General features: G+C 69.4%; 8 protein-coding genes. 7 read left to right on the forward strand and 1 reads right to left on the reverse strand.

Annotated features, from left to right (window positions below):
* Positions 1–46: 46 nt before the first annotated feature.
* The 4 genes from WME98_RS31945 (at position 47) to WME98_RS31960 (ending at position 5,072) form a co-directional block, all read left to right on the forward strand.
* Positions 47–922 (forward strand): 1-acyl-sn-glycerol-3-phosphate acyltransferase, encoded by an 876-nt coding sequence (locus WME98_RS31945; protein ID WP_437945479.1) that lies wholly within the window; start codon positions 47–49, stop codon positions 920–922.
* 628 nt (positions 923–1,550) lie between these two features.
* A complete protein-coding gene (locus tag WME98_RS31950) occupies positions 1,551–2,654 on the forward strand; it encodes a fatty acid desaturase family protein (RefSeq protein ID WP_437945480.1) in 1,104 nt (367 codons plus the stop codon).
* Positions 2,655–2,688: 34 nt separating this feature from the next.
* On the forward strand, positions 2,689–3,846 hold the full coding sequence (locus tag WME98_RS31955; RefSeq protein WP_437945481.1) for a fatty acid desaturase family protein: 1,158 nt from the start codon (positions 2,689–2,691) through the stop codon (positions 3,844–3,846).
* A gap of 95 nt (positions 3,847–3,941) precedes the next feature.
* Positions 3,942–5,072, forward strand: a complete 1,131-nt coding sequence (locus tag WME98_RS31960) for a fatty acid desaturase family protein (RefSeq protein WP_437945482.1) — start codon at positions 3,942–3,944, stop codon at positions 5,070–5,072.
* Positions 5,073–5,297: 225 nt separating this feature from the next.
* On the opposite strand, the gene WME98_RS31965 is transcribed toward WME98_RS31960, so the two are convergent.
* The gene (locus tag WME98_RS31965; RefSeq protein ID WP_437945483.1) at positions 5,298–7,532 is read right to left on the reverse strand and encodes a cyclic nucleotide-binding domain-containing protein; all 2,235 of its coding nucleotides are present in this window, start codon (positions 7,530–7,532) and stop codon (positions 5,298–5,300) included.
* Positions 7,533–8,389: 857 nt separating this feature from the next.
* On the opposite strand from WME98_RS31965, the gene WME98_RS31970 reads away from it, so the two are divergent.
* The 3 genes from WME98_RS31970 (at position 8,390) to WME98_RS31980 (ending at position 13,193) form a co-directional block, all read left to right on the forward strand.
* The gene (locus WME98_RS31970) at positions 8,390–10,192 is read left to right on the forward strand and encodes a protein kinase domain-containing protein (protein ID WP_437945484.1); all 1,803 of its coding nucleotides are present in this window, start codon (positions 8,390–8,392) and stop codon (positions 10,190–10,192) included.
* Positions 10,193–10,294: 102 nt separating this feature from the next.
* Positions 10,295–11,287: a DUF362 domain-containing protein gene (locus WME98_RS31975; protein WP_437939444.1), complete on the forward strand. Its 993-nt coding sequence runs from the start codon at positions 10,295–10,297 to the stop codon at positions 11,285–11,287.
* Positions 11,288–11,291: 4 nt separating this feature from the next.
* Positions 11,292–13,193, forward strand: coding sequence for a 4Fe-4S binding protein (locus WME98_RS31980; protein ID WP_437945485.1), 1,902 nt, complete (start codon positions 11,292–11,294; stop codon positions 13,191–13,193).
* Positions 13,194–13,204 lie beyond the last annotated feature (11 nt).

Raw genomic sequence — 13,204 nt, forward strand, 5'->3', positions numbered from 1 at the left:
GGATCCTCGACTCCGCGGGCGCCGACGAACGCTGGGGAGGTGCAGGATGGATCAATCGGTACAGCAGGCCAGCGGCGCCCGGCGCCGCGGCGGGGCGCCGGCGGCTCGATCGCGCAGGCCGGAGGCTGAGCCGTTCAGAGAGCCGGATCTCACGACGTGGAACACGTTCGTGTTCCCCGCGCTCCGGGCGCTCATCAAGGCAGGATACTTCTCTCTCTCGGTAGAGGGCCTCGAGCACGTGCCGCGGGGCGGGCCGGTCGTCTATGTCTCGAACCACGCCGGATGGTTCACGATCGACACGCTCTTCGGCGGCCTGACGTTCGCGGATCACGTGGGCATCGACAGGATGCCCTGGGCCGCCGTTCAAGATCAGCTGCTCGCCCTCCCGATGCTCGGCCCGTTCTTCGGCAACGCAGGCGGATTTCCAGCGTCCTGGCTGCGGAAGCCCGAGGTGATCCCCCCGGAGATCCAGGGCATCTGGATCTACCCGGAGGGCGCCGAGGGCAACTGCAAGTCGTTCGTGCACGCCTATCGGATGCGCCAGTGGCGGACCGGCTTCCTCCGCCTCGCGCTCTCCCGCGGCGCCAAGATCGTGCCGGCGGCGATCATCGGCAGCGAGGAGTGCCTGCCCTCGCTCGCGCCGGTTCGCTTCCTGAAGCCGCTCATCGGGACGATGTTCGCTTTGCCGCTCTCGCCGGTGCCGCTCCCGTCGCGCTGGAAGTTCATCTTCCATGAGCCGGTGGACCTCGGCGGCACGGGGCTCCGCTTCGAGGATGAGGACACCCCGGCGCAGAGGAAGCGTCTTCGAGACCTCGCCGCCGGCCTTCGGGAGCGCGTCCAGCGCACGCTCGATCGGGAGACTTCGGACCGCAAGCTCGCGCGCTTCTCAAAGCTCGTACAGCAGGCGCGCTCCATCGGGTGAAGCCCAGGATTGCGCGGCGAGATGTGTAGCCCGCGTGTCGTTCATGTTTCATCGCGTGCTCAGGTGCACTCCATGGAGCGACGCCAGCGCGATCCCGTGCCAGCGAGCGAGGCAGTCGAGAGCAGCCGCGCGCCGCGCCTGGTTGAGCCTGGCATTGCTGTAAAAATCACTTTGTGCTCCTGCGTACTTCTGATAGAGCGGAGAACGGGCCGTGTGATGCGGCCGTGAGAGGGCAGGGGGAGCGCTGCGCGGATCGACCGTCGACGCGCCTTGTACATACCTTGCGTGGTCGTCGCGTCATGGGAGCACCTGCATGGCGCTCCGGTGTTGCTACACGCGAGGCGTGACAAGCCGCTGAACCGGACACGGCGGCGACGCTGGTCGTCGCAGCTGGATGCGGCAGTGTTTGTGCTGCCGGTCGTGTGAGCGCCCTGACCGGGGGGCAAATTACGGGCAGGGGGGATGTCAGGCAAGGACGTCTGGGGCGGCCAAGGGCTTCGCTGCGTCTCGCAGGTGTCTCGCCGGCGCTGGCTGGCGGAGCGCAAGTCGACGATCGGCAGCGCACGCCAGGCGTATTGAAGGAGAGGATAGACCCGCCATGATTCTCGAAACACAAGCGAATCCGGCTGTGAATGGCAAGCGAAACGGCGCTGTCTCCGACGATCACCGTGACCTCGAGGCGTTCGCGAGGGAGGTCGACGCGCTGATCGAGAAGTACAAGAGCAAGATCGGCCACGAGGACGTCGACTTCATCGAGCGCTGCTTCGATTACTGCGACAAATCGGAGATCGTGGGCAGGCTCCTCATCCACTTCAGCCTCGATCCGTTCACCTGGCTGCTCGGCTCGACGTTGCTGGCCTACCACATGGGCAGCAGGGGTGCCTTGATGCACATGGTGCACCATGGCGCGTACGACAACATCCCCAACGTGCCCAGCCGGTTCGTCTCGGAGAAGACGAAGTACAACAGCGCCATCGCGCGCCCGCTGTGGAAGGTCTTCCACGTGCGGCACCACGCGTACTCGAACCAGCCGGAGAAGGACCCCGACTGGGGCTACGGGCTGCTCAGGTGGTCGGGCGAGACCAAGTGGTATCCGTTCCACCTCTTCCAGGTGCCGGGGATGGTGCTCACGACCATCGGCCCGTTCGGCGGCATCATGGGGTGGTACGCCGTGTTCCAGAGCGGCTTCATGGAGTTCTTCGTGCCGAAGGGCCTCATCAGCGCCGGGCGCTTCTACGACAAGCACGACTGGGAGACGTTCAAGAAGAGCTTCGCGTGGATGATGGAGGGGCTCGGCCCCTACCTCGCCAAGAATTTTCTGATCTACCCGGCGCTGGGCGGCATCTTCTGGCCCAAGGTGCTGCTCGGGAACACGCTCGCCCACTTCATGGCGGGCACGGTCGCGTGGCTCCACACGGTCTCCGCGCACATCGGCCAGCCGGTGTTCGAGAAGAAGCCCGGGAGCAGGGCCGAGTGGTACGTGCAGCAGATCGAGGGCACGGCCAACCTGAAGGTGGAGAGCGAGATCATGCGGATCTTCACCGCGGGCAATCACCAGCAAATCGAGCACCACGTGTACTCGAAGTTCCCGGTGAGCCGGCTCTGGGAGATGGCCCCCGAGCTCGAGGCCCTCTGCAAGAAGTACGGGGTCCGGTACACCTCCGAGAGCTGGGCGCAGCGGACGAAGAAGGTCTTTAAGACGCTCCTGAAGTACAGCTTCCCCGTCTCGTGATCCTCGCGCCCAGGCGCGCGCTGCCCCCGAGGTCATGATGGACACCGATTGCGCTCCCGTCTCGCACCACAGCCGGGCGTCTCATGCCCCAGAGCAGCTCGACCCGAAGGAGCGCCTGCGGCGCTTCGGCGAGGCGATCGACGCGATCCGCGCGCGCGTCGAGGCCGAGCTGGGCGAGGAGGACGTCGACTACGTCCGCCGGGTCGACGCCTTCTCCCGGGCGATGGAGATCGCCGGTCGCGCGCTCATCCACGTGAGCCTGGATCCCGTCACCTTCTCGCTGGGCGTCCTGGCGCTCTCGGTCCACAAGCAAATCCAGGCGCTGGAGATCGGGCACACCGTGCTCCACGGCACGTACGACAAGATCGCGGGGGCGGAGGCGTTCCGCGCCGAGGGGTTCTCGTGGGACCTGCCCATCGATGAGGAGTCGTGGCGCGACAACCACCAGCGCCACCACAGCTACACCAACATCGCGGGCAGGGACCCGGACATCCACCTCGGGCCGGTGCGGCTCAACGAGCACACGCCCTACTTCGCCCTGCGCCACCGAGGGCAGCTCCTGTTCCTGCTCGCGGTGCTCGCCCCGAGCTTCTGGCCGCTCGTGAACCTGCAGGTCACCGGGGTCCACGACCTGTACCTCGGCAACGGCAGGGGGCAGCGCTTCGACCTGCTCCCCGACGCGTCCTGGGAGAGCGTCAAGCTCGCCCACGTCAAGATGCTCCGCAAGTATGGGCCGTATTACCTGAAGAACTACGTCTTCTATCCTCTCCTCGCCGGGCCGATGGCCGGCAAGGTGCTCCTCGGCAACTGGCTCGCCGAGACGCTGCGCGATCTGTACTCCACGGCGACGCTCCTCTGCAGCCACGTCGGCGACGACGTGCAGAGGTACGAGGAGGGGACCCGCGCGAAGAGCCGCGGTGAGTGGTTCGCGATGCAGGTCGAGTCGACCCACAACTTCGAGGTGAGCCTGCCGATCTCGATCCTATGCGGCGGGATCGACCGGCAGATCGAGCACCACCTGTTCCCGCGCCTGCCGACGAACCGGCTCCGCGAGATCGCCCCCGAGGTGCGCGCAGCGTGCGAGGCGCACGGCGTCGCTTACCGCTCGGAGCCCTGGGGCCGCAGGCTGAAGAACGTGCTCTGCCAGATCCACGCGCTCAGCTTCCGCGATGTCGTCGCCGCGATGGCGTGACCCGGGCTGCGCGGCCACGCAGCGCGTCGAGGCGCTCCAGGGGGTTCGCGGCGCCACCTCTCCGTTCGCACCCGAGAGAAAGGACAGACCTGCTCATGGAACCGACGGCACAAGCGAGCTCGGCGACGTATGGAATGAAGAACGGCGCAGCGCAGGAGCCGCGCGATATCGAGGCGTTTGGGCGGGAGGTGGATGAGCTCCTCCAGAAGTACAGGAGCAAGGTCGGCGAGGAGGACATCGCCTTCGTCGAGCGCTGCTTCGACATCAACATCAAGGCAGAGGTCGCGGGCAGGCTCCTCCTTCATTTCAGCCTCGACCCGTTCACGTGGCTGCTCGGCTCGACGCTGCTGGCCTACCATATCGGCCAGAGGGGGGGCCTCATGCACGCGATCCACCACGGGATGTACGACGGCATCCCCGGTATACCGAGCCGGTTCACGTCCGACAAGACCACCTACAACTGCCCGATCTCGGGCCAGCTATGGCAGCGCTTTCACGCGAAGCACCACGCGCACACGAACAACCTGCACAAGGACACCGACGTCGGGTACGAGGTCCTGCGGTGGTCGGATGAGGTCCCCTGGCAGCCGTTTCATTTGATCCAGCTACCGGCGATGCTGCTCACGTCGCTGTTCCCGTTCGGCGGCCTCATGTTCTGGTACCCCTTTTACCAGAGCGGGCTCCTCGAGTACGCCTTCCCGAAGCGCTTCCGCACGTCTGCGCCGTTCCATGAAAAGCATGACTGGGAGACGTTCAAGAAGATCTTCGGGTGGGCCATGGAGGGCTTCCTCCCCTATATGGCCAAGAACCTCCTGCTTTACCCGGCGCTCGGCGGCATCTTCTGGCCGAAGGTGCTGCTCGGGAACGTCGTCGCCCATTACTTGGCGAGCGCCGCCATCTGGCACCACGTGCTCACGCCGCACATGGGCCAGCCGGTGTACGGGCGAAAGCCACGGAGTAAAGCCGAGTGGTACGTCCAGCAGATCGAGGCGACGTCCAACCTCAAGGTGGAGAACGAACTCCTGAAGATCTTCTGCGCAGGCAACCACCAGCAGATCGAGCATCACGTGGCCCCGAAGCTCCCGATGAGCCGGCTCTGGGAGATGGCCCCTGAGCTCGAGGCCATCTGCAAGAAGTACGGGGTTCGCTACAGCTCCGAGGGCTGGAGGGAGCGCACGAAGAGGGTCGTTTCGCTCCTCCTGCGCTACAGCCTTCCCGGGGGATGAACGGCGGTGGACTTCACGATACAGCGGGGCAAGGCTCCGCGGATCTCCCCGGCCCGGGCGCGGCCGTTCTGACCAAAGGTCCTGCTCGGCACGGGGGCGCTCCTGTGTCCCTTGCGGCGCAGCGTCCCCTGTACGTGACCAGCCCGCCGCGGCCGGGGAGGCCGGGCGCGGCGGGGGGCACGGACCGGGAGCGGTGACGGGAGCGCGTGCCGCCGCCCGCGCGCGTCAGTAGTCGCGGTTGCGCAGGAACGCCTTGTACTTCTGCTTGACGAGCTCGACGAAGCGCGGCAGCTCCGGCTCCGCCGCCGCGGCGATCTTCTTCGCGGCGGCGAAGTCGATGAGGTTGAACTCGCCGAGCGCGGACGGCGCGAACGTGAGGTGGGCGGCCGCGGCCTGATACGTGCCCGACTCGCGCATCATCAAGAACATGGACCGGAGGGTGTCCTGCATCCGCCCGAGCGGCGAGATCTGCGACAGGAACACGGTGAGCGGCGTCTTGTGGACCTCCCGCGCGCGCCGGCTCGGCGGCGGGATCACGTTGGACGCGATGATGAAATCAGCCCCTTCCTCCACGAGGCAGTTCACCGGCACGTTGTTCGCGATGCCCCCGTCCACATAGCGCACCCCGTCGAGGATCTCGGGGACGACGGCCGCCGGGACCGCGGAGCTCGCGAGGGTCGCCTGGAAAGCCGGACCGTGGCGGAAGACGCGCGCCCGGCCGGTCTGGATGTCCACCGCGACGGGGAACGTCGGGAGCGGCAGATCCTGCAGGTACTGGTGCGCCATGAGGCGGTCGAACATGCGCTTCAAGGGCTTGCGCGTGATGGGCGCGGACGCGAACCGCCACGCGAACTCCGGCCCTGCCTCGAGCAGCTCGTTCAGCCCTTCGACGCCCCGGCTCCCGTACAGGACCGCGACGACGCTGCCCATGCTCGTCCCCGACACCATGTCGATCGGGATACCCGCCTCGGTCAGCGCGCGCAGGAACGGCACGTGCGCATAGCCCCACGCGGCCCCACCCCCGAGGGCCACCCCCACCGACTGGTGCGTGAGCGTCCGCGAGAGGCGGTGCAGCGCCGACCGGCTCGCCGCCGGCAGCTCCTGGATGCGCAAATCCGAGCCCGACGCGGCGTCGATCAGGAGGCGGATCGAGCCGCTCCGCACCATGTGCACGTCCGCCTTGTTGTTCGACGGCCGCACCTCGACGTACTGCACGGGCGATAGCTGGGGTGTCTCGAGAGGGAACGCCTGCCGCAGGTCGTCCGTGAAGTAAACGGTCGACGAGACGCGCCGATCGATGAGCTTGTCCCACACCGGCCCGGAGAGCCATTCCACGGCGTTGTCGATCCCGGTGAACAGGAGCACGTACCGGCTGCCCAGCTTCCGCACGTGCTCGTCCAGCGCGTCGAGGGCGCGCGCCGGGTCTCTCGGGAGCTGCAATCGCTGGCCCGCGTCGGCGACGGCCGCCCCTCCTTCGGGTACAACCTCCTGGATCGCCACGCGGTTCTCCCCGATCGCCGAGAAAGCGGACCGGAGCAGCGAGGCGACGTCGCGCGTGCCATAGCGCGTGCGGTTGACCACGAGGATGACATCCTGCGGCTTCGTCGGCGCCTTGCTCGACCCGGCGCGCGCGGCGATGGCTTGGCGGAACGAGCCGCAGGCGCGCTCGAGCGCCTCGATGTCGATGCGGTCGATGGCCAGCACCTCCGTGTCGATCTTCGCCTCGGCAGACTCCGTGCGCGGGACCGACGCGAGGAGATCCCCTTCGCCGAACACGCCGCCCCGGCCATGCTGCGTGAGCGTCTCCCGCTCGCCCTCCGGCGTCGCCCGGGTGATCTCCACCTCGCCGCTGACGACGAGATAGCAGCAGCTCGCCGGCGTGCCCTCCTCGTAGATGAACGCCCCCGCGGGGAACGACATCAGCGTCGTCTCTTGCAGGAGCCGGTGCCGGAGGACCGCGCTCGTGTTGCGCAGGAGGGGAGCGTTCCGCAGGATATCGGACAGCTCGGTCAGACGGCTGTCCTTCGAGAGGCGGATGGAGAGCTGCTCGCGCAAGCCGGGCGCCGTGGCCTCGGCGCGACGGAGGGCCTCGTCGCTCCAGCTCGCGACCACGGTGTCTCGCTCGGCGCCGTAGTTGAAGATGTTCGGCTCTCCGATGAGCAGGTTGCCGCCGAAGACGCCGCCGCGGGCGATGATCGTGATGACCTCCCGCAGGAGCTCGCCCAGGAAGACGGACACTTCTCCCTTGAGGATGAGGTGGAGGTGCTGCGCCCTCTTCCCTTCGTGGCCGATCACGTGCTCGGCCGCGACGCGCTCGATGCGGGCTGTGCGGAGAAGCGCATTGAAATGCTGCCGGCTCAGCCCGCGGAAGCTCGGGGCGATCGACATCACCTCCAGGAGCTCGGCCTCGTCCGCCGAGCTGGTCGATGAGGGCTGCACCCTGCTTTCTGTGTGGTTCATCTCTACCGTGCTGAGCGTCATGAGATACTCCCGTTTCGGAGGTTGACAGCAAACGAAGGCTGTGCCGAAGCGCGCGACCGGCGTCTCCTCGCCTTGATGAGGTGTGGACCAGCCGCCCCCGCTCACGTGCTCCCGGCAGTCCGAGGTCAACGGCCCTCTGAGACCAGGAAGTGGCGCCATCCTAAAGGATCGACCCGGGTTCTGGAAGAGGGGGTGACGAACCGCGTTGAATCGATCGTGGACGGAACCGGAGAGGCCGATGTCCGGCAATGTTTGTCCATGGGATAGGATCCGAGTGACATCCTGAATCCACGTCATTGTCCAGTACGACCTTGGTCCCATGGCGTGGCCATCGTCATTGTGGATGAGGCCGACTGGCGCTCGCGGGGCGGCGACTCGCGGCTCGCCTTCAGGGGTTGGCAAGCGGCTTGTGCCGGCACGCGCTGGCGCAGCCGAGCGGCGACCCCGCGCGCGTCACCTCGCTCGTCGCAGCCGCGGCGCGCGGCGTGTGGTGGAACGTGGGCGCGATGGCCAGCGCCGGCTCCTTACTCCTGCGCCTCCTGCGCTCGTCGCTTCCGCTACCCGGCGACCGCTCCTCCGCTGGCCGACCCGGGGACCGCCGCGCCACGATCGTCCGCGGGTTCGCCGTCACGGTGGGCGCCGTCACGGTGGGCGCCGTCACGGTGGGCCGACCTGGCTCGCCTGGATGACGCGCCGGCGGCGCCGACGGCGAGCGCACGGGGAGGGACGACCTGGCGCTTTCGCCCGGCTCCGCGAATAAACTCCCGGCGCCGGCCGTCTTCCGCTTGCCGGCTTTTTTCTCTGCGCTCGCCGCTTCCGCTACCCTGGCAACCGCCGTGCCGCCCGCCGATCCGAGCCTCCGCACCACGATGGTCCATGCGTTCGCCGTCACGGTGGCGGACCCGTCGAGCCTGGTGCGCACCACCTCGCGCGGGGGCACCGACGACCCCGGAGCCAGCAGCCGCGGCCCCTCGATCCTCCCCGACGTCGGCCAGATCGTCGGCGGGCTCTACCGCCTCGGGCGCCTCCTCGGGCAGGGCATGTTCGGCAAGGTCTACGTCGCCCAGCGCGTCGACGTCCCCGAGCACCAGGTCGCCCTCAAGCTCATGCCCCGCTCGCTGTACGCGATGCGGAACGTGGAGCGCGAGCTCGTCATGCTCGCCACCGTCGGCCACCCGCACGTCGTCCAGCTGAAGGACCACGGCATGAACGCCGAGTACGTGTGGCTCACCATGCCCGTCTACGAGGGCGAGACCCTCGCGCAGCGCCTCGAGCGCAGCCCCCTCGGCATGCGCGAGGCGCACGACATCTTCCTGGCCGTCGCGCGCGGGCTCGAGGCGCTCCACGCCGCAGGGCTCCGCCACCAGGACGTGAAGCCCGACAACATCTTCCTCGCGAGGTTCGCCGGCCGCGTCCACCCGATCCTGCTCGACCTCGGCGTGGCCGCGGAGCGCGAGGCCTCGTTCTGCGCGGGCACGGCGCTCTACGCCTCGCCCGAGCAGATCCGCGCGCTGAACGGCTTCCCCGGCGTCGTGCCGCTCAGCGAGAAGATGGACACGTACGGGCTCGCCACGACCCTCCTCTACTCGCTCGTCAACCCGCGGGACTTCCCGGGCGAGTCCGCGCAGACCCGCACCGAGCTCGCCGCGTCCCACGACGTCCGCGCCGACAAACCGCTCGCCGACAACGCGCTGCCCGACCTCACCGGGCGCCCGCGCCAGATGTTCCAGGACGCGCTCCGGCGGTGGCTCGCGATCGACCCGAACGAGCGCCCGTCGATGACCCAGCTCGCCGAGGAGCTCGACGTGCTGCTCGAGCCGGAGCGCGAGGCCGAGCGCGAGGCCGAGCGGCTGCGGATCAAGCAGAAGACCTCCTACCTGCGCGTGCGCATCGCGGCCGGCGCGATGACCCTCGTCGGCTGCGCGGTCGTGCTGCTCGGCTTCTCGAAGCGCGAGACCCTGCGGCTCGCCAACGAGCTCGAGCACGCCCGCCAGAAGGGCGCCGAGTCGTTCGACAAGCTCGACACCTGCGTCGCCTCCCACCAGATCGCAGAGGCGGAGAAGAACGCGTGCCGCACCGCCCGCGAGCAGGATCGCGTGGAGTTCAACGAGACGCTCGCCACCCTCCAGAAGAGCGGCTCGATGACCGAGGCGGAGCACGCCCGCCAGATCCAGTCGCTGCACGCGACCCAGGCGGCGCGCCTCAAGGCCTGCGAGGACGACGCCGCCGCCGCGCAGAAGGCCGCCATGGCGGACCGCGAGCGGCTCGCCGAGGCCGAGAAGGCGCGCGCGGCGATGGCCGTCGAGCGCGACGAGGCCAAGACGCTCGCCGAGCAGCGCGCCGCCGAGCTCGCCGTCGCGACGCAGCTGCGCGCCGCCTGCGACGCGGAGCGCGCGAGCTGCGCCGCCGAGCGCGACCGCCTGAGGGCCGAGGCGGCCGATCCCTACGACGCGCCGCCCTCGCCGGGGAAGCCGGCGGCGCCCGCCGCGAGCGGCGCGCTGCCGCAGCTGCCGCCGCCGCCGGCGAGCGCGGGCGCGCCCCCCGCGGCGGGCGCGTCCCCCGCAGGGGGCGCGTCCCCGGCAGCGGGCGCGACGGCGGCCCCGGCGGCCTCGCCGCCGTCCACCGCCGCTCCTCCCTGATCACCGGCGCTGGAAGGCGGCCCACGTCGTCGCCGCCAGGCCGCCTCTGCTTGTGGCAACCGCCCGGGGAGGCTATCCGTAGGGCCAGGGAAGGCGAGGTCCATGGGTGACATCTCTCGACGTGAAGTGCTGCGTCGGCTGGGCGCAGCGGGCCTCGTCCTCGGGGGCGCGGCCGGGGTCGCGGCGGCCCGGTGGGACCGCGGCGGCACCGCCGCCGCCGCCGCCGAGCGCCAGCAGACGCGCGACTACCGGCTCCGCGACGCGCCCGCCGGGGTGCCCCAGCTCGTCGTCGCCCGCGCCGGCGCCGAGGCGCTCGCCGGGGGCGCGCCGGACCCCGCCGCCCTGGTCCGCAAGGCGGTCGACGCGCTCGGCGGGATGCGCCGCTTCATCTCGCGCGGCGACGTCGTGGTCGTGAAGCCCAACATCGGGTGGGACCGCACGCCCATCCACGCCGCCAACACGAACCCCAAGGTCGTGGCCGAGGTGGTGCGCCTCGCCTACGACGCCGGCGCCAAGAGCGTCATCGTGACCGACGCTTCGTGCAACGAGCCGAACCGCTGCTTCCAGCGCTCCGGCATCTGGAAGGCCGCGTACGACGTCGGCGCCGAGGTCGTCATCCCCGCCGCGCACCGCTTCCGCGGCATGCGCCTGAAGGGCGAGGTGCTCGACGACTGGCCCGTCTACACGCCGCTCGTCAACGCGGACAAGGTCATCAACGTCCCGATCGCGAAGCACCACAACCTGTCGAAGTACACCGCGGCGATGAAGAACTGGTACGGGGCGCTCGGCGGCCGGCGCAACCGCCTCCACCAGAACATCGACGTGTCGATCGCCGACCTCGCGACGTTCATCCAGCCGACGCTCACGATCGTGGACGCCGTCCGCGTCCTCATGCGCAACGGGCCGCAGGGCGGGAACGTCGCCGACGCGAAGGACATGCACACCGTGATCGCGACGACCGACCAGGTCGCCGCCGACGCGTACGGGTGCCAGCTCATCGGCCGCAAGCCCGAGGAGATCCCGTACCTCAAGATGGGCCACGAGCGGGGCCTGGGCACGATGCACTGGCAGAACCTGCGGCTCGCCGAGGTGTAGTATCATGGCAAACTCCGATCCGACGCCGGCCGGGCCGGCGCACCGTCCCTCGGCGGCTGCAGCGGCCGCGGCGCCCGCGAAGGCGAGCCCCCACGGCGCGACGGCGCCCGGCGCGCCCGCAGGACCCGCGCGCGTCGCTCCCTGGACCGCGCTGCTGCGCAAGGCGCGCGCGATCGTCCGGCCGGGCGCGAAGCGGCGGCCCGGCTCGGGGCTGCCGGCGCGCAAGGCGATCCAGGTGCTCGTCTGGGTGCGCCGCGCCGTGCAGGCGGGCTGCCTCGGGCTGTTCCTCTACTTCCTGTTCCAGACCGGCTTCCGCGGCTCGTTCGCCTCGTCCGAGGCGCGCGTCCGCCTGCCGCTGCCCGTCGAGGGGTTCCTCCTCGCCGACCCGTTCGTCGGCGCGATGACCCTGCTCTCGACGCACACCGTCTACCGCGGCCTGCTCTGGTCGCTCGGGATCCTCGCGCTGACGCTCGTCTTCGGGCGCGTGTTCTGCGGCTGGATCTGCCCGTTCGGCACGCTCCACCACTTCTTCGGGTGGATCTTCCCGTCGCGCTACGGCAAGGGCGGCAAGCGCGTCGAGGCGAACAAGACGTACGCGCGGCAGCGGGTGAAGTACTACCTGATGTACGCGTTCCTCGCGGCGAGCATGGCCGGCAGCGTGATCGGCGGCCTGTTCGATCCGATCTGCGTGGCCGTCCGGGCCATCGGCCTCGCGGTCATCCCGGCCGCGCAGTACGTCGCCGCCGTGGTGACCGGCTCCGCGGCCGCGACCGGGAGCCGGCAGGTGCAGGTCGCCGCGGACCAGGCGCAGGACTTCCTGGCCGCGAGCGTGTGGCAGACGAAGCAGTTCTACTTCCACCAGGCGTGGTTCGTCGGGATCCTGTTCGTCGCGATCCTGTTCATGAACCGCTTCATCCCGCGCTTCTGGTGCCGCGTGCTCTGCCCGCTCGGCGCCTTCCTCGGGGTGTTCGCCCGCTTCGCGCTCTTCGGGATGCAGAAGGATCACGCGAAGTGCACCGACTGCAACCTGTGCCTCGTGCACTGCCAGGGCGCCGACTCGCCCCAGGGCGGGGTGAAGTGGCGGCAGGACGAGTGCCACATGTGCCTCAACTGCGAGAACGCCTGCCCCGAGGACGTCATCAAGTTCCGCTTCCTGCCGAACCGGAAGAGCGCCCTCGTGACGCCCGACACGGGCCGCCGCACCGCCCTCGCGACCGCCGCCGCCGGCGCGGTGATCATCCCGACGGCGCGCATCGCCGACGTGCTCGACGCGAACTACGACCACCGCGTCATCCGGCCGCCGGGCTCGGTCGAGGAGCGCGAGTTCCTGGAGCGCTGCATCCGGTGCGCCGAGTGCATGAAGGTCTGCCCGAACAACGCGATCCACCCGGCGTTCTTCGAGGCGGGGATCGAGGGGCTCTGGACGCCGATCGTCATCCCGCGCATCGGGTACTGCGAGCACTCGTGCGTCCTCTGCGGCGACGTGTGCCCGACCGGCGCGATCCAGAAGATCACCGAGGAGCAGAAGATGGGGATCGGCCAGAAGCCGATCTCGATCGGCACGGCGTTCTACGACCAGGGGCGCTGCCTGCCGTGGTCGATGAGCGTGCCGTGCATCGTCTGCGAGGAGTTCTGCCCGACGTCGCCCAAGGCGATCTGGGTCGAGGAGGTCGACATCCCGAAGCGCGAGCCCGTGCCCGCGGAGCACGGCAAGGAGCCGCCGATGAAGATGGTCCACGTGCAGCGCCCGCACGTCGATCCGTCGCTCTGCATCGGCTGCGGCGCGTGCGAGAAGGTCTGCCCGGTGCAGGACAAGCCCGCGGTCTACGTCACCAGCGTCGGCGAGACCCGGTCGAAGACGAACGTCATCCTCCTTGAGGACACGGATTACAACAAGGCATCTTGACCCGGGCGCGC

The sequence above is a fragment of the Sorangium sp. So ce296 genome, assembly GCF_051529605.1.
GTDB classification, from domain to species: domain Bacteria; phylum Myxococcota_A; class Polyangia; order Polyangiales; family Polyangiaceae; genus Sorangium; species Sorangium cellulosum_D.